This window comes from Geomonas ferrireducens (genome assembly GCF_004917065.1).
Lineage (GTDB): Bacteria > Desulfobacterota > Desulfuromonadia > Geobacterales > Geobacteraceae > Geomonas > Geomonas ferrireducens.
This window is the reverse complement of the sequence record NZ_SSYA01000001.1, coordinates 52,300-70,186: the sequence shown is the minus strand read 5'-3', so window position 1 is coordinate 70,186 and position 17,887 is coordinate 52,300. Positions and strand designations below refer to the sequence as shown.

General features: G+C 61.8%; 18 protein-coding genes. 11 read left to right on the top strand and 7 right to left on the bottom strand.

Features of this window, described 5'->3' with window-relative positions; all coding sequences use genetic code 11:
• The first annotated feature begins 140 nt into the window (after positions 1 to 140).
• Genes E8L22_RS00340 through E8L22_RS00325 form a run of 4 tightly spaced genes read left to right on the top strand, consistent with a single transcriptional unit; the run spans position 141 to position 2,709 of the window.
• Positions 141 to 1,016 carry a methylenetetrahydrofolate reductase gene (locus E8L22_RS00340; RefSeq protein ID WP_136523315.1) on the top strand — a complete coding sequence of 292 codons (876 nt, stop codon included), beginning with the start codon at positions 141 to 143 and terminating at the stop codon, positions 1,014 to 1,016.
• A 58-nt stretch (positions 1,017 to 1,074) separates the two neighbouring features.
• Entirely contained in the window at positions 1,075 to 1,698 is a 624-nt protein-coding gene (locus E8L22_RS00335) for a hypothetical protein (protein ID WP_136523314.1), read from the top strand.
• Between the two features lie 56 nt (positions 1,699 to 1,754).
• Positions 1,755 to 2,390, top strand: a complete 636-nt coding sequence (locus E8L22_RS00330) for a CBS domain-containing protein (RefSeq protein ID WP_246044475.1) — start codon at positions 1,755 to 1,757, stop codon at positions 2,388 to 2,390.
• A 10-nt stretch (positions 2,391 to 2,400) separates the two neighbouring features.
• On the top strand, positions 2,401 to 2,709 hold the full coding sequence (locus E8L22_RS00325) for a hypothetical protein (protein ID WP_136514657.1): 309 nt from the start codon (positions 2,401 to 2,403) through the stop codon (positions 2,707 to 2,709).
• A gap of 93 nt (positions 2,710 to 2,802) precedes the next feature.
• On the opposite strand, the gene E8L22_RS00320 is transcribed toward E8L22_RS00325, so the two are convergent.
• The 3 genes from E8L22_RS00320 to E8L22_RS00310 form a co-directional block, all read right to left on the bottom strand.
• Positions 2,803 to 4,473, bottom strand: coding sequence for a methyl-accepting chemotaxis protein (locus tag E8L22_RS00320; protein ID WP_136523313.1), 1,671 nt, complete (start codon positions 4,471 to 4,473; stop codon positions 2,803 to 2,805).
• Positions 4,474 to 4,811: 338 nt separating this feature from the next.
• Positions 4,812 to 5,492: a response regulator gene (locus E8L22_RS00315; protein ID WP_136523312.1), complete on the bottom strand. Its 681-nt coding sequence runs from the start codon at positions 5,490 to 5,492 to the stop codon at positions 4,812 to 4,814.
• Positions 5,489 to 6,952, bottom strand: a complete 1,464-nt coding sequence (locus tag E8L22_RS00310) for an ATP-binding protein (protein ID WP_136523311.1) — start codon at positions 6,950 to 6,952, stop codon at positions 5,489 to 5,491. The genes E8L22_RS00315 and E8L22_RS00310 overlap by 4 nt, the downstream gene beginning before the upstream one ends.
• Positions 6,953 to 7,172: 220 nt before the next feature.
• On the opposite strand from E8L22_RS00310, the gene E8L22_RS00305 reads away from it, so the two are divergent.
• The 3 genes from E8L22_RS00305 to E8L22_RS21845 all read left to right on the top strand — a co-directional run bounded on the left by E8L22_RS00305 (position 7,173) and on the right by E8L22_RS21845 (position 9,818).
• Positions 7,173 to 7,772, top strand: coding sequence for a hypothetical protein (locus E8L22_RS00305; RefSeq protein WP_136523310.1), 600 nt, complete (start codon positions 7,173 to 7,175; stop codon positions 7,770 to 7,772).
• A 296-nt stretch (positions 7,773 to 8,068) separates the two neighbouring features.
• Entirely contained in the window at positions 8,069 to 9,460 is a 1,392-nt protein-coding gene (locus tag E8L22_RS00300) for a DEAD/DEAH box helicase (protein ID WP_136523309.1), read from the top strand.
• Between the two features lie 235 nt (positions 9,461 to 9,695).
• A complete protein-coding gene (locus E8L22_RS21845; protein ID WP_281275028.1) occupies positions 9,696 to 9,818 on the top strand; it encodes a hypothetical protein in 123 nt (40 codons plus the stop codon).
• Between the two features lie 89 nt (positions 9,819 to 9,907).
• On the opposite strand, the gene E8L22_RS00295 is transcribed toward E8L22_RS21845, so the two are convergent.
• Both E8L22_RS00295 and E8L22_RS00290 read right to left on the bottom strand, forming a co-directional pair.
• Positions 9,908 to 10,816 carry a universal stress protein gene (locus E8L22_RS00295; protein WP_162604750.1) on the bottom strand — a complete coding sequence of 303 codons (909 nt, stop codon included), beginning with the start codon at positions 10,814 to 10,816 and terminating at the stop codon, positions 9,908 to 9,910.
• A gap of 5 nt (positions 10,817 to 10,821) precedes the next feature.
• The gene (locus E8L22_RS00290; protein ID WP_136523307.1) at positions 10,822 to 12,105 is read right to left on the bottom strand and encodes an Nramp family divalent metal transporter; all 1,284 of its coding nucleotides are present in this window, start codon (positions 12,103 to 12,105) and stop codon (positions 10,822 to 10,824) included.
• A gap of 271 nt (positions 12,106 to 12,376) precedes the next feature.
• On the opposite strand from E8L22_RS00290, the gene E8L22_RS00285 reads away from it, so the two are divergent.
• Together E8L22_RS00285 and E8L22_RS00280 are read left to right on the top strand one after the other, a co-directional pair.
• Positions 12,377 to 13,987: a HEAT repeat domain-containing protein gene (locus E8L22_RS00285; protein WP_162604749.1), complete on the top strand. Its 1,611-nt coding sequence runs from the start codon at positions 12,377 to 12,379 to the stop codon at positions 13,985 to 13,987.
• Entirely contained in the window at positions 13,980 to 15,353 is a 1,374-nt protein-coding gene (locus E8L22_RS00280) for an HD-GYP domain-containing protein (RefSeq protein ID WP_136523305.1), read from the top strand. Before E8L22_RS00285 ends, E8L22_RS00280 begins: the two co-directional genes overlap by 8 nt.
• Before the next feature lie 244 nt (positions 15,354 to 15,597).
• Here E8L22_RS00280 and E8L22_RS00275 read toward each other — a convergent pair whose 3' ends face one another.
• A complete protein-coding gene (locus E8L22_RS00275; RefSeq protein WP_136523304.1) occupies positions 15,598 to 15,972 on the bottom strand; it encodes a desulfoferrodoxin in 375 nt (124 codons plus the stop codon).
• Between the two features lie 39 nt (positions 15,973 to 16,011).
• On the bottom strand, positions 16,012 to 16,743 hold the full coding sequence (locus E8L22_RS00270; RefSeq protein ID WP_246044473.1) for a DUF4350 domain-containing protein: 732 nt from the start codon (positions 16,741 to 16,743) through the stop codon (positions 16,012 to 16,014).
• Between the two features lie 203 nt (positions 16,744 to 16,946).
• On the opposite strand from E8L22_RS00270, the gene E8L22_RS00265 reads away from it, so the two are divergent.
• Both E8L22_RS00265 and E8L22_RS00260 read left to right on the top strand, forming a co-directional pair.
• Positions 16,947 to 17,237, top strand: coding sequence for a Dabb family protein (locus E8L22_RS00265; RefSeq protein WP_136523302.1), 291 nt, complete (start codon positions 16,947 to 16,949; stop codon positions 17,235 to 17,237).
• A 31-nt stretch (positions 17,238 to 17,268) separates the two neighbouring features.
• The gene (locus E8L22_RS00260; protein WP_198420131.1) at positions 17,269 to 17,760 is read left to right on the top strand and encodes a YchJ family protein; all 492 of its coding nucleotides are present in this window, start codon (positions 17,269 to 17,271) and stop codon (positions 17,758 to 17,760) included.
• The last annotated feature ends 127 nt before the right edge of the window (positions 17,761 to 17,887 follow it).

Below are 17,887 nucleotides of genomic sequence, written 5' to 3'. Positions count from 1 at the left end.
TGCCTCTGTGACACGGCACACTGTAGTCGATTTCCTTATAAAAAAATGCTAAAGTCCACTTCGTCCCTGTCGAGGAGACAAAGACGTCTGTCACAAGCGCCGTGATGCCCTGTGGCGGACGGACCAGCTACGGAGATGGCATGAAGATAGTCGAAAAGATGGACCGCCTGCAAAAGCAGTTCATCTCCCTTGAATTCTTTCCACCAAAAGACAAGAACGAATGGCCCGCCTTCTTCGCGGTGGCGGACCGCCTGGCGCAGTTGCAGCCGCTCTTCGCCTCGGTCACCTACGGTGCCGGCGGGAGCACCAAGGGGGACACCCTCGAGATCGTGAGCCGGCTGAGAAACGAGCACGGCCTCGACACCATGGCGCATCTCACCTGCATCGGCGCCTACCGCGGCGATCTGCAGCTCTTCCTGGACCGGCTGGTCGAGACCGGGGTCGACAACGTCCTCGCCCTCAGGGGCGATCTTCCGCAGGATGCCCCGCCGGAATTTTCCGCCTGCCGCACCCTCCTGCATGCCTCCGACCTCGCCGCCTTCATCAAGGAGTGCCACCCTGACATGGGGATAGGCGTTGCGGGGTACCCCGAGGTGCACCCGGAGGCGGTGGATGCCGAGCACGACCTTTCGTACCTGAAGCTCAAGCTGGACCAGGGGGGGGACTTCGCCATCACCCAGCTCTTCTTCGACAACGATAACTACTTCGATTTCGTCGCCAAGGCCCGTTCCATCGGCGTTGACAAGCCTATCATTCCCGGTATCATCCCGGTGGTGAGCCTCAAGGTGATCCAGCGCATCATCTCGCTTTGCGGGGCGACACTCCCAGCGGCGTACCTCGCCGAGCTCGAGGAGGCCGATCGCCAGGGCGGGGCGGCCGCGGTGCAGAAGGTTGGTGTCGCGCATGCGCGCAAACAGGCCGAGGAGCTTCTGGCCGCTGGGGTCCCTGGGGTGCACATCTACACGTTGAACCGCGATCAGGTCGTGCTTGATCTGGTCGACGGGCTGTTACCGTAGGAGTGTGATGCAATTTTCCATGTGATGGCGGCCGAGATGGCCGTTGTTGGGAGGGAAGATGAATAAGAACGTACTACTGCCACTTCTGCTGTTCGTAGCCATTTGCCTTTCCTGTACATTTCCATCACGACTTCTCGCCGATTACTACAGGTACACCGATAGCCGCGGTATCGTTCACATGACAAACCGCCTCGAGTCGGTCCCCGCCAAATTTCGCGCATCCATGAGGGTGATACGCGAAGAGCCGAAAAAGGAGGCCGCCGGCCAAGCGGCCCCAGCTCTCGACTCTGGCAGCGTGAGCGTGTCGGCGCCGCAGGAGGCGTCGGAGCAGAAGCATGGGCTTTTCGCCCAGTTAGCCTCGCGGCATGTGTGGATCAAACCGCTTGCCATCGTCGCGGCGATAACACTGCTGTTTGTTGCTGTCGTGAAGCTGGCCTCCTGGCTCTCCTCTCCCATGCTCTCAAGGGTCATCTACATCTCCTTTTTCGCGGGCGTCATGGTGTTCCTTTACAAGAGTTACGTGACTTACCTGGTCGACGGGAGCATGAAGCTCAAGGACCGGGCGGTGATCATGATGAAGAAAGCTTCCAACCGCGAGGTTCCCGAGGGGGGTGGGGCGGTCCCTGAGGGGGCCTCACTGCCGTCCGCCGTACCGTCTTCGGAAAACATGAATCGGCAATGAAGCCGGCTGCAGCACAATACATCTAGGAGGGTGCCACAATGCTAGTACGAGACAGGATGACAAAAAACCCGATAACCATCATTCCGGACATCTCGGTGACCGAAGGGCTGCGTCTGATGGGGGAAAAGAAGATCCGGCGCCTCCCCGTAGTAGACCGTTCCGGCCGACTGGTCGGGATCGTATCGGACCGCGATCTGCTGCAAGCCTCCCCCTCACCGGCGACCTCGCTCGCCATATGGGAGATCCACGACCTGCTTGCCAAGCTAACCGTAGAGAAGTGCATGGCAAAGGACGTGATCACCGTTTCCGAGGACACCCCGCTGGAGGAGGCCGCGCGCATCATGGTGGACAGCAGGATTGGCGGCCTGCCGGTGGTCACCGACGGCAAGCTCGTCGGCATCATCACCGAGTCCGATCTCTTCAACATCCTTCTCGAGCTTTTGGGGGGACGCCGTAAGGGCGTACGCATCACCGTTGCCACCACCGGCGCGAAGGGAACCCTGGCCGACGTCGCGAAGACCATCTACGAGGCGGGCGGGGACATCGTGGGGCTCGGCTTCAGCGAGGTCGACGGCAACACGAGCGACACCTGGGTGAACACCTTCAAGGTTCAGGGGGTTCCCAAGGAGAAGCTGGTTGAGGCGATCCGTCCGCACGTAAGGGAAATCATGGACGTGCGCGAAACTTCGTAGCGGGGGTATCATGCACCTGATCCAAATCCTTCTGCCGCTTTACGACAACGAGGGACAGCCGTTCACCCAGGACGAGTTCCTCAAGGTACGCGACGAGCTGTCCGAGCGTTTCGGCGGCATCACCACCTACATGCGCTCGCCGGCGCGCGGGCTCTGGAAGGAGACCAAGGATACCACGGTCCATGACGACATCGTCATATACGAGGTGATGACCGAGACGCTGGACCGGGCCTGGTGGACGAAGTACAGAAAGCAACTGACTGCAGCGTTCCGTCAGGCGCTTTTGATAGTGAGGGTGAGCGAGGTGGAGCTTCTCTAACTGTCGGAGTGGAGAAAACATAAAAAGCCGGGTGCCGAGGCGACCTAGATGGTCACCGGGCACCCGGCTTTTTTCATTGCTCCTGCAGCCTTTCTAGAATCTCTCGAACTCCTCGTCCATGTTGAGGTCTGCACCGACCGCTTTGCCCAGGTGCGCGCCGGCCTGGGGCCCGCTCTTTGCTGCGGTCATCGTCTTGACAGGTTGTTTTTGCGCGGCTTTGGCCGCTTTGGCGGCGCCGCCTCTCCCCCTGCCGGTTTCGCCTATGTTGAAGAAGGCTATGGTCGACTGCAGCTGCTCCGCCTGCGAGGCGAGTTCCTCCGCGGTCGAGGACATCTCTTCGGAGGCGCTGGCGTTTTGCTGGATGACCTGGTCGAGTTGCTGGATCGCCTTGTTGATCTGCTCGGCACCGGTATCCTGCTCGCGGCTGGCGGCGCTGATTTCCTGGACCAGCTCGGCGGTCTTCTGGATGTCGGGCACCATCTTGGCGAGAAGTTCGCCTGCGCGTTCGGCGATGTTCACGCTGTTGGCGGATAATTCCGAGATCTCCCCTGCCGCCTTCTGGCTCCGCTCGGCGAGCTTTCTCACCTCGCTTGCCACCACCGCGAACCCCTTGCCGTGCTCGCCGGCGCGGGCCGCCTCGATGGCGGCGTTGAGCGCGAGGAGGTTGGTCTGACGCGCGATCTCCTCGATGATGTTTATCTTGCTGGCAATCTCCTTCATGGCGTGCACCGTTTCCAGGACCGCCTTGCCCCCTTCTTTCGCGTCTTCCGCGGACTTCACCGCGATCTTCTCGGTCTGGATCGCGTTGTCGGCGTTTTGCCGGATGTTTGAGGTCATCTGTTCCATGCTGGAAGAGGCTTCCTCGGCTGCCGCCGCCTGCTCGCTGGCACCCTGCGACATCTCCTCGGAACTGGAGGATAGCTCCTGGCTTCCCTGCGCCACGTAATCGGTGGCAGCCTTCACCTCGGTAACCACCTCTCTCAGTTTGTTGAGCATTGATTTCATCGAGGCCAGCAACTGGCCGGTCTCGTCCTTGGCGGTCTGCCCGATTTCGATGGTCAAGTCGCCGTCGGCGAGACTGTTCGCGGTATCGACCCCGACCTGGAGCGGCTTCCTGATGCTGGCCGTGACCAGCAGCGTCAAGCCGACGGCAATCAGCACGGCAACGATGGAAATGGTGATCAGCAGGAAGACCACGCGCTGGGTCGCCTTCTGGACCACAATCTTCTCCTGCTCCATGATCTTGGTTGACTCCTGGGCCATGACGATGGCGGTACTCTCCATCTTGTGGGTTATATCCTTGAAGGTGGCAGCAGCGTTGTTGGCCTCTGTGGCACTCTTCACTTTTCCATCCTGTATGGCGGCGGCCAATTTTGCGAAGTCGGCCCGGTAGGTCGTGAAGTTTTCCTTGATGATCTTCACCTGTTCAACGTCTTCCTTGCTGCGTACCACCTTCTCGAGGTCGGCGATGCGGTCGGCACCCTTGCCCGCCTCCTCATTCCACTTGGCGTAGTACTCTTCCACCTTCTTTGCGTCGGCGATGTTCAGGAATACGTCCTTTTCATACCGCCTCATCCCCACGATGTTGGCCCTGGCCCTGGCGGAGTGCTCGGCGATCTTGGCTTCACCGTCGAGGACGCTGACCATGGTGTTTTCACCGTCTTTGACCCCCCAGTAACCGGTGCCGGCGACCCCGACCAGCAGCAAGACGACGAGCCCGAAACTCAGCAGCAACCTTGTCCCGATTTTCATGTTTTTTAGCATTTCTATTCCCCCCCCTTAGGCACAACGCCTATCTCTAACGTCTTAGTTAGTTGACGTATCGACTACGGCGGCTCATGTGATATGGTCCAATCGGAAGATTTCTTTTCGAAAATCCCCGCGGACTGTACTTGGCATGGCCAAGATCTATGTCCATTTTCCCGCGTACTAATGGGGGTATCGGTGGTGATGGGATTTTCTTAAGTAAAGATTTGAGATTTGAGGAAGATGTGGTCAGCTGTGACCATCCGTGCCGACACGGCTTGCGGGAAAGCGGTGTCGGAAGGCGGCCACTGGGGGAGAGAAGGGGGCTTTTAGTGATGCGGGCGGCCCCCCCCGCGTTAATTGTGGCTTGGGGGCTCGTACTTATACCCGGCACCGTAGATGGAATGGATCAGCTCCTCTTCCGGGGCCACGGCGGCGATCTTCTTGCGCAGCTTCTTGATGTGGCTGTCGATGGTGCGGTCGCTCACGATGCGCTGGTCCGAATAGATCCGGTCCATGAGCTGGGTGCGCGAGTAGATGCGCCCAGGGTTCAGGTAGAGAAAGTGCAAGAGCTTGAATTCGACCACGGTCAGGTCGAGGTCGTGCCCCTTCCACTGTGCCGAGTAGCGCTCGGGGTCGAGGGTGAGGCCGCCTGCCGCGGGGGCGGGATGGTCGCCGCTTCTGCGCAGCACCGTCTTCACACGGGCCACTACCTCACGGGGGCTGAAGGGCTTGCAGATGTAGTCGTCCGCCCCGAGCTCGAGGCCGAGCAGCCGGTCGATTTCCTCCACCCGGGCGGTGAGCATGATGATGGGGAGCTGTGAGAAGGTGCGGATCTCCTTGCAGATCTCCAGGCCGTCCCGCCCCGGAAGCATCAGGTCCAGCAGTATGAGGTCTGGCTGCCTTTCCTTCACCCGCGGCACCACGTCGGTGCCGTTGGGGATCCATACCGTTTCGAAGCCGGACTGCCTGAGGTAATCCGCCAGAAGGCTCGCGAGCTTCTCCTCGTCCTCGACGATCATGATGGTCTGTGTCATGTCACGTTCCCCGCAAGCGGCAGTTCTACCCGCACCAGGATTCCGCCGGTGGGGGAGGGGAGCGCCGCTATGGTCCCCTCGTGTGCTTCGACGATGTTCTTGCAGATGGCCAGGCCCAGGCCCGCTCCACCCAAGGATCGGTTCCGGGAGTTTTCCACCCGGTAAAGGCGTTCGAAAAGCCGCTCCAGATCGCTCGGCGGCACGCCCGGCGCGCTGTCGGCGAACTCGATCACGGCGAAGGCATCACGACGCGTAAGTCGCACCGACAGCTCACCTCCGGCGTCGGTGTACTTGAGCGAGTTCTCCAAAAGGTTCGTGAAGAGCTGGTTGAGCCGCACCGGGTCGGCGAAGACGGGGAACTCGCCGGCCGGAAGTTCCGGAAAGAGAGCGACACCCTTGTTCTTGAATTCCTGGGCGAAGGGGTCCAGGGCATCCTCCAGGAGTTCGGTGAGGTCCAGCATCTCCTTTCGGTAGTTAAGCGCGCCGATGTCGGACATGGATATCTGGTACAGGTCCTCGACCAGCCGGTTCAAGTGCATCACCTCGGCGTGCAGCGAGCGCATGGAGTCGGGACCCATGGGGCGCACGCCGTCCTGCAGCGCCTCGATCTCGCCCCGCAGGATGGAAAGGGGGGTGCGCAGCTCGTGGGAGATATCGGCCAGGTAGCGCCTGCGCGCCCGCTCGTTGTTTTCCAGGGCGAGGGCAAGCGTGTTGAAATCGCGCGCGAGCTGCCCCAATTCGTCCTGTGACCACACCGGAACCCTCGTGCCGAACTCGCCGGAGGCAAGGCGGTGCATGGAGGCGGCCAGGCGCTTGATCGGCTCCACCAGGCGGTTTGAGAGCGGCAGGGAGAGCGCCGCGGAGACCAGGAGCATGATGACGGCGACGAGCCCCATGGTGAGCTTTTGCTGCTTCACGAAGAGGAGCTGGTAGGTGTCGGTCAGCCGCTGCCTCGGGCGGAGCGCCACGTAACCTACCAGGTCGCCGCCGCTGGTGAGTTTCCTCATCTGTGCGCTGTCCAGGTTGCCGGGGGTGCCGATGACGACCCCTTTGTCGGCATCGAGCAGCACCACGCGCGCCTCGAAACGGTAGGCGAAACGCTGCGGCATGTGCCGTCCCTGGCCGCTCAGGTTGGAGAAGGCCAGGTCGCGCCGACCCATTCTGCGCTGCACGTTCTCCGTTTCACCGCTTTCGCGCCCCTCGCGCCCTTCGCGGGTCGATGCAAGCAGCTCCGGCCACACCTCGGGGTTCCCGCGCAGAAACTCCCAACTCCCATTGCTGTCGTAGGAGCGCTCCAAGATGTGCGCCAGCCGCTGCAGGCGGTCCTTCTCCATGGTGTTGACGTAGGCGAGAAAGCCGCGCCCGACGCTCCACTGCATGATGAGGAACATACTGATTACGACGACGCCGGTCGCGGCCAGTATGGCGCAAAACAGTCTGTATTTGATCTTTATCTTCATGACGATCCACCGTTAAAGTCGTTACACAATTTGTTATTAACACAGTTGTCATGATTCTTCCATTGCATCTTTAGCCGCTCAGGAAATTCCATATTTGCTCCACAATTGTTCCTCATTGTGCTGTTAGCTTTGTTCTCAAAGATAGAGATAGCGAACAGTCGCATTGACACTCTGGAACGATCACGAAACGAAAGACGGCCTAGGCCGCAAGGAGGAAATCATGAAAAGGTTCATCGCACTCGCAGTTCTTTTCGTGCTCGCCGGGGCTGCTACGGCACAGGCGAGATTTGACGTCAGCGTGAATGTCGGGGTACCTGTGGCGGTCACCCCGGTACCGGTGGCACCCCCTCAGGTTGTGTATCCGGCACCCGCTCCGGTAGCCTACCCGGTGCCCGCCGTCCCGGTGGCCTATGCCGAACCGCCAAGCTTCATCTTCTCGCCGGCCCTCGGCTTCTACGTCTCCGTCGGGCTCCCCTACGATGTGGTGTACGTCGACAACTGCTACTACCAGTACCGTGACGGCAGATGGTACACGGCGGCCAGCTACCGCGGGCCCTGGACCTACACGTCCTACCGCAGGCTCCCTTACGGGCTGAGCCGTCACCGCTACGAACAGATCCGCTACTACCGCGACTACGAATACCGCGCTTATCTGCACGACCGGGACCACTACCGCGGCAACTGGTACCGCCCGGTAGCGGAAAGGCGCGACGGTCGCTGGGGCGAACGCAGGGATTACTACCGTGACGGCTACCAGCACCGCGATGACCGCAGGGACGATCGGCACGACGACCGCAGGGATTATCGCGAACGCCACTGATTTTCCGTCCGGATCTCCTCTCCCTGCGGGCCTTCGCCCACCCTAGGGCTTCGGTCCGCAGGCTGGAGAGGGGCAGGAGGGGGGAAAGCCTGGCTCTCGCGCCGGACATCCCCCTCTATGTGCCTACTCCGGAAGCTGCGAAAGCCGAATATCGAAAAATCGCACTATTAGATAAATTTGAGCCGTCTTTTCTCCTGTTTCGTGTTATAGTCACCACTCTAATGAGTCACGACCCCATGGGCTTTATAGGCTTCTGGGGTTTTTTGTGGCGCGACAACCAAGAAACAGGAGTAGTAGTGGATTTCAAACAGTTCAATTTTCACCCCAAGGTCCAGGCAGGCGTCGAGACCGTGGGGTATCTCACCCCGACACCCATCCAGTTGCAGGCAATCCCTACGGTCATGGCCGGACAGGACGTCCTGGGCCTCGCCCAGACCGGCACCGGCAAGACAGCCGCCTTCGGCCTTCCCATGCTGCACCGTCTGGTCGACGGTGAGCGCGGCCGGTTGCGCGGCCTCGTGCTTGCCCCGACCCGCGAGCTCGCCGAGCAGATCAACGAATCGCTCATCGCCTTGGCGCAGCAGACCCGGCTGAAAAGCATCACTGTCTACGGCGGGGTAAACATCAACACCCAGATAAAGAGACTGAAGGAAGGGGCCGATATCGTGGTCGCCTGTCCCGGCCGCCTTTTGGATCACATCTCCCAAGGGACGATCGACCTCTCGAAGATCGAGGTGCTTGTGCTGGACGAGGCGGACCAGATGTTCGACATGGGCTTTCTCCCCGACGTGAGGAAGATCCTGAGGGCGCTTCCCAACAAGCGGCAGAACCTCATGTTCTCGGCCACCATGCCCGACGACATCCGCGTTCTCGCCCACGAGATCCTGCACCGCCCGAAAACGATCCAGGTGAGCCGCATCGCACCCGCGGCCACGGTCTCGCACGCGCTTTACCCGGTGGGACAGCACCTGAAGACCCCGCTTCTCTTCGAGCTTTTGAAGCATTCCGACACGGAGAGCGTGCTCATCTTCACCAAGACCAAGTACCGTGCGAAAAGGCTGGGCGAGCAGCTCGAGAAAAGCGGCTACAAGGCGACCAGCCTGCAGGGGAACCTCTCCCAGAACCGCAGGCAGGCGGCCCTGGACGGTTTCAGGGACGGCACCTACCAGATCATGGTGGCGACCGATATCGCCGCCCGCGGTATCGACGTCTCCCAGATCTCGCACGTCATCAACTACGACATCCCGGACACCCCGGAGGCGTACACGCACCGGATCGGCCGCACCGGCCGCGCCGCGAAGACCGGCGACGCCTTCACCATGGTGACCGGTGAAGACGAGGCGATGGTGCGCAGCATCGAGCGGGTGCTTGGCGCGAAGATCGAGCGGCGCCGGGTGGAGGGCTTCGATTACACCGTCCCGGCACCGAAGAAAGACGTGGAGTTCGCACGTCCCCCCCGTGAGCCGCAGCGCAGGAAGGAGGCCAAACCCGCCGGAAAGCCCGCCGAAGCGAAGGGAGCGGCCCCTGCCAAACCCTCCCAAGGCAACAGGAGCGCCGGTTCCGGCCGTCCCGCCGGTCGAGGCGGCGACGAAAGGCGTGGCCCCGGTGCGCCGGGCGCCAACGGCGCGGCCCCGAAGCCGGCACGCCCCGGCGGCCGCCCCGGAAACCGTCCCCGCCGCAGCAACTAGCGAACTAGCGCCTTTCGCCCCCTGCTCCCGGTAGGTGAGCGCGGCGTTACAGCGGGTACAGTTTCAGCAACTGACAAAAGAGGGGGAAAGGCAGGCGCCTTTCCCCCTTTTGCTTTCGGTGCCGTCATGACCCTGCAGGCCAGTCTAATAGGCAGTTGTCGCTACTTTCTTTTATTCAGATTTGATAAAATATATAGATAAAGAAAGCAGTTACGGCAGATAAAGGAGGAACGCCATGTTTGAATCCAGATGCCCGAAATGCAACGGCAAAGGTAAAATCATGACCGCTTCCCGCCAGACAGGATACGACCCGGTGGAAGTTCCCTGCACCATGTGCAAAGGGAGCGGGAAGAAATAGAAAAGCATCACAGTAGAGCGTCAAAAAAAGGGGAGGAACCTCAAACGGTTCCTCCCCTTCTTCGTGTTTAGGGGTGTATCAGAGCGCGCTCAGGACGCCTCGCTGATCGGCACCAGCAGAAGAGGGCAACGGCTGCGGCTGCAGATGGCGTGGGCGACGCTTCCGGTCCAGAAGGCCTTCATGCCGGTCTTGCCGTGGGTCGCCAGCACCATCAGGTCGATCTTCGCCTCGGTAGCGGCCAGCGCGATGGTTTCCGCCGGATCGCCTCTTAAGACATGCGAGGAGGTGCGTATCCCGGCGTCGGTCAGTTCCCGTGCCAGAAGGTCCAGGTGTTCGGACGCGTCGCGCACCTCCAGTTCCAGCATGCGCGAGGCGGTCGAGGGGAGGGTCCGGGCCGAGACCTTCTCCTCGGGGGGAAGCGATTCGTAGGTCGGGATCACCGTGGCTATGTGCAGTTCGGAAGAGCAGGCAAGGGCCACGGCACGCACCACGGGAAGCCCCTTTTCGTGCTCCGGATCGGTGTCGAGCGGTACCAGTATCTGCCGGCAGGCGAAGGGGGGAGGCTCCCCCTGCTCGTCGGGATGGGTGATGAGTACCGGCAGGGTCCCCCCCGCGATGACCTTCTGGGCGATGCTGCCGAACAGGAGGTGGAAGGCCTTGCCCCGCCCGTGGGAGCACATCACTACCAGGTCGTGCCCCAGTTCCGCGGCGTGCGCGATGATGCTCTGGGAGACCAGCTCCGTCTCGGTCTCGTGCACGTGACACTCGACCTGGTGTACCCCCTGGAACCAGCGCTGCACCACCTCCTCAAGGTAGCGCCGTGCCTCCTCGAAGCTGGTCAGGTGCTTCTGGCCGTGCACCTGGCTCGGGGCGTCCTTCTCCACGACGTGGAACAACGTCACCTGGGCCGCGAACTTGTCGGCTATGTAGCGCGCGGCGGGAAGCGCGGCCTCGGCCAGTTTGGAACCATCCATCGGTACTAGAATGTGCTTGAACATGACGGTCATCCTGTGAAGGTTGTGTAGAGCAGGTACATGTTGAGCGCCACGATGACGGCGGCAGCGAAGCCGGCGAACATCGTGGTGGTGCGCCGGTTGACGAGGTCACCCATGATGTCGGCGCGGCGGGTGAACATGACCAGCGGGACTATGGCGAAGGGGAGGCCGAAGCTTAGCACCACCTGGCTTATGACGAGGGTGCGGGTGGGATCGAACCCCATGGCGATGACGAAGAGCGAGGGGGCCATGGTGATGATGCGCCTGATCCAGAGCGGGATGTGACGCTGTATGAAACCCTGCATGATCACCTGACCAGCACTCGTGCCGACGCTGCTCGAGGAGAGCCCGGAGAAAAGCAGGGATATGCCGAAGATGAACTTGGCCGCCGGGCCCAAAAGCGGCTCCAGGGTGCGGTACGCCTCCTCGATGGTCGCAACCGAGGTCTTGCCGGTGGCGTAGAAGGTGGCCGCCGCCATGATGAGCATGGACATGTTGACGAAGCTCGCGATCCCCATGGCGATCACCACGTCCATGATCTCGTAGCGGTACAGGGTGCGCAGTTTCTTCCTGTCCTTCACGACGATCCTTCCCTGCATGAGCGAGGAGTGCAAAAAGATCGCGTGCGGCATCACCGTCGCACCGATGATACCGGTGGCGAGGAGGACGCTTTCGCTGCCGCTGAACCTCGGACGCACGACGTGCGCGGCGATGTCGGCCCAGTCCGGCCGCACGATGAAGATTTCCGCCACGTAGCAAAGGGCGATCACCGCGACCATGGCGGAGATCACCGCCTCAAGCGGCCTGAAGCCGAAGCGCTCCATACCGAGGATGCCGATGGTGGTGAGCGCGGTCAGCAGGGCGCCGGCCATAAGCGGAATGCCGAACAAAAGCTGGAAGCCAAGCGCCGCCCCCATGAATTCGGCGAGGTCCGTGGCCATGGCTACCGCCTCCATGATGAGCCACATGCCGAGGGAAACCGCCTTCGGGAAGTGAAGGCGGCAGTGTTCGGCGAGGTTGTGACCGGTGGCGAGCCCGAGCTTCGCCGAGAGGGTCTGAATGAGCATGGCGATCAGGTTGCTCGCAATGATCACCCACAAAAGGAGGTAGCCGAACTGGGCGCCCCCTTGGATGTTGGTGGCGAAGTTGCCGGGGTCTACGTAGGCGACGCTGGCGATGAAGGCTGGACCAAGGAAAGGGAGGACGCGGGTGAGGCGAGACCCGCGCGGCTGGCGCGAGAGCGCATCGAGGGCGGACTGGACGGTCTTTGAATCTAGGTTGTTCTTTGGCACTAAGTCCTCACTGCTTGGCTTGTCTGGCTGAACGTCCAGCTAATTCTAGCTGCGGGAGGCTCAAGTTCAATAGTTATGCCTCTCTTTACCGTCCCGAAGCTGCTTTTTTTCCCTGGAAAGGATGGCAACTGCTCGCAAGGGCCTTGCAAAGCGAGGCAGGCGACGCCCTGTGCCAACGGAGCGACCGCTGAAATTGTTTGATAATTATCATTACCTCGGCTAGAATCGGGCGTCCGCCTCCTCTTAACGGGAATGGGAAATGCCGGAAGACATGAAAAACATAGCTGATGACAGCGAGCGGCTCGCCCCGGCATGTCAAAAAGCGCTGGGCGATACCTCAAAGGCATTGAAGGCCTTTGCCTTCTATCCGGAAAACCATCCCCTGCGCCGGCAGATCTTCGACTCCGCCTATCAATCCATGGCCGCCCTCGCCTCAATGGGCCGCATCTCCCTCATAGTGCAGCGCGGCGGCTTCGCCCTCGCCGGCAGCCAGAGCGTCATCGAAGCTAACCCGATGACCAAGGCGCTCGCCCAGGAACTCTTCGCTCGCGAACTGCAGCGCATCACCATCCACCCGGAACTGTCACTCGCCGACTTCTCGGCCCTGCTCTCCATTCTCGCGGTCGCCCCACAGAAGATCGCCGAGGAGGGGGGGGTGGGCGAGATGCTTGCCAAGGCGGGTGTCGCGACCGTCACGGTGAACCAGATCGACGTCACCGCCGTCTTCACCAAAAAGACCGCGGGACAGCCCGAACTGGATGCCCCCGAAGAAGGGGCGGCCGGCGACGAGGAGCGTGAGCCGGAGCCCGAGCCGGAGCCGGAAACGGTGGCAGCGCAGAGCGGTACGGCGCCGCAGGGCGAGCCGGGGATCGACCAGATCCTTGCCGCGCTGGCGGCCGAAAAGGACGAGTCCCGCTACCGGCAGCTTACGCGCCTTTTGCTGAAGAAGGCGCTCCCCCTGAAGCTCGAGGGGAACTTCGACCGGCTCTACGTGGTCTTTCTGCGCCTGATACCGCAGCTATCCGATCCCGCGCGCAGCGCCGCCTGCCGTGATGCGGCGCAGGAGGTCTTGGAGCAGCTCTGTCTAGGCGAGATGGCCGAGCACCTGCTGGACCACCTGGAGGACGTCGATTTCCCGCAGAAAGAGGAGATCTGCCGCATCCTGAAGCTAGGCGGCGGGGCCGTGGCGGAGGCGATTGCCCGGCGCCTGGCGGCTACCGGCAGCAGAGCCTCACGTAAAGCCCTCGGCACTGCCCTCGTGCGCATGGGGACCGCGGCCCAGCCGAAGGTGCTGCCGCTTTTAAAGGACGGCAGGATCGCGGTGGTGCAGATGGCCGTAGCCATACTGGGCGAGATCGGCACGAGGGATGCGGTCCGGGCGCTCACCGTGACGCTCCAGCATCCGGACCAGCGCGTGCGCATGGAAAGCATCCGGTCCCTAGCGCGCATAGGCGGCATGGAGGCAACCGGCGTTGTCCTCTCGCTCATCCAGGCGGAGGACGAGGCCGCCGCGGTCCAGGCGATCACCTGGCTCGGCAATTGCCGCAACCACGCGGCCCTCGAGCCGCTGCTGCAGCTCGTGGCGCGCCGCGATCTGATGGGGAAACTGCAGGTGCTTAAGAAGGAGGCGCTGCGGGCCGTCGGGCGCATCGGAGACCGGCGGGCGCTCGACCCGCTGTTCCGGCTCGTGCGCAGGCGCCATCTGATCGCTCCCGCGCGCCGCCTTGAGCAGAAGTTGTCCGCCATCGAGGCGATAGCAGCGCTTGGCGGGGAGCAGGCCCGGGCGTTTCTGCAGGAAATCTCGGCAGGCGGCGGCGAACTTGCGCGCCCCGCCCAAGTGGTGCTGGAAGCGATGCAGCATAGAGGCGACGAGCATGAGTGAGATCAACAAACAAGACGTGCAGCGGGCGGCGATGCTCTTGACCGCCTCGATCAAGTCGGTGCTGCTCTACCCCCTGGCACACCCCGCGGTGCGCCAGCCCCTGCAGGAGCTGGTCGGCCTCCTGACCGGCATGATGGGTGAGAAGCACGAGCTGCACCTCGGGGTGGTTGAGGGGACCTTCTTCATAGAGGGGTGCCTCTTGGTGACCCCGAACGCCGCCGTCACCGAACTGGTGGAGCGTCTGACCCAGAAAGAGATCGACGCCTGCACCGTCTTTTCCGGCGTGACCCCGGACGACCTCTTCGGATTCGCCGCGGCCCTTGCCGCCCGCAACAGCAGTGCCGATACCATCCCCGCCGAGCTGGAGGGAAAGGGGATCGTCAACATCCGGCTGGGTATAGAAGACGTGGTGGCGGGCGAGGGGGGCGAAAAGGGGGAGGCGCTGGTACCTGCCGCCATCTACCGGGACGCCCTCAAAGCGGTGCGCGACACCATGCGCGAGATCGACAACGGCAGGATCCCGAGCGGCGACTGGATCAACGGCGTGGTGGAAAACATGGTCCAGGTGACCATGGAAGAGCCGACCACCCTCCTGGGGCTCGCCATGATCAAGGACTACGACAACTACACCTTCAGCCACTCGGTGAACGTCGGCATCCTGGCGCTCACCCTCGCCGCGTTCCTGGGGCTCGAGAAGGAAGCGCTGCACGAGGTGAACACCGCCGGGCTTTTGCACGACATCGGCAAGACCCGGATCGACAAGACCATCCTGAACAGCCCGGGTAGACTCTCCGACGACGAATTCAAGCAGATGAAGCGGCACACCGAGGAGGGGGCGGAGATCGTTCGCCAGATGAAGAACATCCCGCCGCAGGTGGCCGAGGCGGTGCTCGGGCACCACATAAGGCACGACCGCACCGGGTACCCGGAGTGGGCGAGGGAGATCCCCTTCGGGCTCTACACCGAGATCGTCTCCGTCGCGGACTGCTACGACGCCATCACCACGCTGCGCACCTACCAGAGGCCGACCCTTCCCAAGGAGGCGATGGAGATCATGCGGCGCCTGTCAGGAACCTCGCTGAACGGGGAACTCGTGCAGCAGTTCGAGGCGATGATGGGGGAATACCCGGTGGGGAGCCTCGTGCGTCTCGACACGAACGAGATCGCCCTGGTGCTGAGGCCCCACCCGATGGAGAGCGTGGAGCCTGCGGTGAAGGTGCTTATCGGGGCGCACGGGGAGACCCTGGAGACGCCGCGCCTTGTGAGCCTCGCCGAGGAAAACGGCAGGCGCTACGCGAGCATCGTCGCCCCGGTCGACCCGCTTCTGAAAAACGTCTCGCTGGCGCAGCATCTCCTCGCCGCTTAACCGCTCCGCAGGCGGGGACAAGAGAAGTTCCTGCGAGGATTTTTGGTGAAGTTGCCGCTACAGGTGTAACGCGGAGTACAGCTGCCACGAAGCACTGTGCGGGCCAAATGTTCCCCCCTTTGCGAAGGGGGGACAGGGGGGATTTGCCGTTAGGTGAAATTTGCTTTTACCCGGACAGACAAAAAGAAAGGGGGGACGGCTTAAAGCCGTCCCCCCTTTTGCATGCGTGGATGCGGGAGCTTGCCTAGGCGGCCCAGTGGCCGTGCAGGTTGCAGTACTCGCGGGCTTTCACGTCGGTAGCGGTGACCTGGAAGGTCGCCTCCGGCGCCTGACCCGGCTGTAACTGGGCGCGGTGGATCTTGCCATCGGCGATCAACTCGATCCACTCGATGTAGTGGGCGCTCTCCATCGGGTGCGGCACGCTGCCGACCTTGACGGTGATGGTCCCCTCGCCGCGCTCGATGACCGGTACGTGCTTCTCCTTGGCGGCGTCGACCGTATTCTCTTTCTGCAGGGCCATCTCCTCGCCGCAGCAGACCAGTTGGCCGCCGCCCGGGTGGAACACCTCGACTATGTTGCCGCACATCTCACACTTGTAGATTTCCAAAGCCTGTGCCATTGAATCCCTCCTGTCGGTTTGCTTGATGAGTATACAGCGCTACTTGAGCCAGGCGGCCAAGTTTGCTGCGAGAGTCTTGTTGTTCCCTTCGAGGAACTTGTTCTGGAAGATGGCGTCGTCGCCGAAGACGAGGAAGCTACCCTTGCCGAGGTCGCCGGCAACGGCAACGCCGATGCTTGCGGTTTCATCCTTGGTCTGCACCTTGTCCTGGTTCAGGTCGATCCAGGCGCTGGGGCCGGTGGAAGCGATGACCCGGGCGCTTTCGGTGCGGTTGATGACGCCCCAGACACCGTAAAGGCTGAAGTCGCTCAATCCGGTGAGGACCGGGTGCGCCTCGAGGCGGTTCACCTTGAACTTGAGGGGATCCCCGTCGATGACGTTCTCATGCTCCAGGATGACGCCGTTCGTGTACGCCACGTCGAGCCGGTCCAGGATCGACCTGAGCGGCGGGGCGATGTGGAGCATCACCACCAGTTTGCCGCCGTTTTGCAGGAACCTCGCCACCGCCTCGACCTCGCTCGGAAGCAGCGGCGTGAAAGCGCCCGAGATAACCAGAGCTCCGGCACCCGAGAGGGTCGCGTCGGTGAAGGGCTGGTCGATCACCGCGGTCTGGAGCCCGGCACCCTGGAACACCTCGGCGAGACCGGAGAGTTGCAAGGGGCCCTTGTCCCCGATCTGGAAGCGTTCACCGTGGGCGTTGTCGAAAAGGACCTTCTGGGCCGCCTCCCCGTTGGAAGCGAAGACGAGGCAGGCCAGTACAAGTATACTCATGAATTTCAAAGCGCCAGTCATTTAATCCTCCATTGCATAAAATTTTAAATAAGACCTTTTCGATCCTGTTGGTCCTTATATCAGCATTGTTTTCGCCGTGCAACCTTTTTTTTGCGCCATCGTCCACCATCGTTGACAGGGGGGCGGGCGCCGATGTATTAACAGATGTCCTTGTGACGCCACTATCTTATTGGGGGATGACGATGATCGTGCATATAGTGCTGTTCAAGCTGAAAGAGGCGACCGCAGAGAACGTGGAGAAGGCAAAGATGCGCCTGCTCAGCATGGAGGGGAAGGTAGAGATGCTTCGCCACCTTGAAGTCGGTGTCGACCTGATCCGTTCCGAGCGTTCCGCCGACGTCGCCCTTTATACAAAGTTCGACTCCCTGGAGGACCTGCAGGCCTACCAGGTGCACCCGTATCACGCCAACGAGGTCGCCGCCTACATGAAGAGCGTCTGCTCTTCCGTGGTAGCCGCCGACTACGAGATCTAACGGGAACTATAAACAACAAGAGGAGGAGTAACTGATGGAGCTTTGTGCCTGTGGCAGCGCCCTGGCTTACGCCGAATGCTGCCGCCCCATCATCAAGGGTGAGCGTGCAGCCGAGACGGCCGAGGCGTTGATGCGTGCGCGCTACGCCGCGTACGTCAACGTGGAGACCGATTTCATTTTCGAGAGCACCCACCCGAAGCACCGCGAAGGGTATGACGCCGACGGAACCCGCGAGTGGGCTGAGAAGTCCGAATGGGTGGGGCTGGAGATCGTCGCCACCAAGGACGGCGGCAAGGATGATACGACCGGTGAGGTCGAGTTCATCGCGCGCTGGAAGGAGCAGGGGCAGGACCGTGTGCACCACGAGCGTGCCCTGTTCAAGAAGGAGAAGCAGGGTTGGCTCTTCACCGACGGCAAACCGGTGACCCAGCAGCCGATCATGAGGACCTCTCCTAAGATCGGGCGCAACGATCCGTGCAGCTGCGGCAGCGGAATGAAGTACAAGAAGTGCTGCGGCAAGTAACCCGGCCGTGTTAAAGCAAAAGGGGCGAGTGGAAATCCACTCGCCCCTTTCTTTTTGGGGATTTTTTCGCTGCTGCCGCCGCCCCGGCGTCCCCCCCTTTGCGAAGGGGGGGCAGGGGGGATTTGTT

Bases quoted from the DNA above. Each gene is read 5' to 3' on its own strand.
- E8L22_RS00265 (WP_136523302.1), top strand. From the start codon at position 16,947: ATGATCGTGCATATAGTGCTGTTCAAGCTGAAAGAGGCGACCGCAGAG.
- E8L22_RS21845 (WP_281275028.1), top strand. From the start codon at position 9,696: ATGTTTGAATCCAGATGCCCGAAATGCAACGGCAAAGGTAAAATCATG.
- E8L22_RS00320 (WP_136523313.1), bottom strand. From the start codon at position 4,473: ATGCTAAAAAACATGAAAATCGGGACAAGGTTGCTGCTGAGTTTCGGG.
- E8L22_RS00310 (WP_136523311.1), bottom strand. From the start codon at position 6,952: ATGAAGATAAAGATCAAATACAGACTGTTTTGCGCCATACTGGCCGCG.
- E8L22_RS00270 (WP_246044473.1), bottom strand. From the start codon at position 16,743: ATGAGTATACTTGTACTGGCCTGCCTCGTCTTCGCTTCCAACGGGGAG.
- E8L22_RS00285 (WP_162604749.1), top strand. From the start codon at position 12,377: ATGAAAAACATAGCTGATGACAGCGAGCGGCTCGCCCCGGCATGTCAA.
- E8L22_RS00280 (WP_136523305.1), top strand. From the start codon at position 13,980: ATGAGTGAGATCAACAAACAAGACGTGCAGCGGGCGGCGATGCTCTTG.
- E8L22_RS00295 (WP_162604750.1), bottom strand. From the start codon at position 10,816: ATGTTCAAGCACATTCTAGTACCGATGGATGGTTCCAAACTGGCCGAG.
- E8L22_RS00315 (WP_136523312.1), bottom strand. From the start codon at position 5,492: ATGACACAGACCATCATGATCGTCGAGGACGAGGAGAAGCTCGCGAGC.
- E8L22_RS00330 (WP_246044475.1), top strand. From the start codon at position 1,755: ATGACAAAAAACCCGATAACCATCATTCCGGACATCTCGGTGACCGAA.
- E8L22_RS00335 (WP_136523314.1), top strand. From the start codon at position 1,075: ATGAATAAGAACGTACTACTGCCACTTCTGCTGTTCGTAGCCATTTGC.
- E8L22_RS00275 (WP_136523304.1), bottom strand. From the start codon at position 15,972: ATGGCACAGGCTTTGGAAATCTACAAGTGTGAGATGTGCGGCAACATA.
- E8L22_RS00325 (WP_136514657.1), top strand. From the start codon at position 2,401: ATGCACCTGATCCAAATCCTTCTGCCGCTTTACGACAACGAGGGACAG.
- E8L22_RS00305 (WP_136523310.1), top strand. From the start codon at position 7,173: ATGAAAAGGTTCATCGCACTCGCAGTTCTTTTCGTGCTCGCCGGGGCT.
- E8L22_RS00340 (WP_136523315.1), top strand. From the start codon at position 141: ATGAAGATAGTCGAAAAGATGGACCGCCTGCAAAAGCAGTTCATCTCC.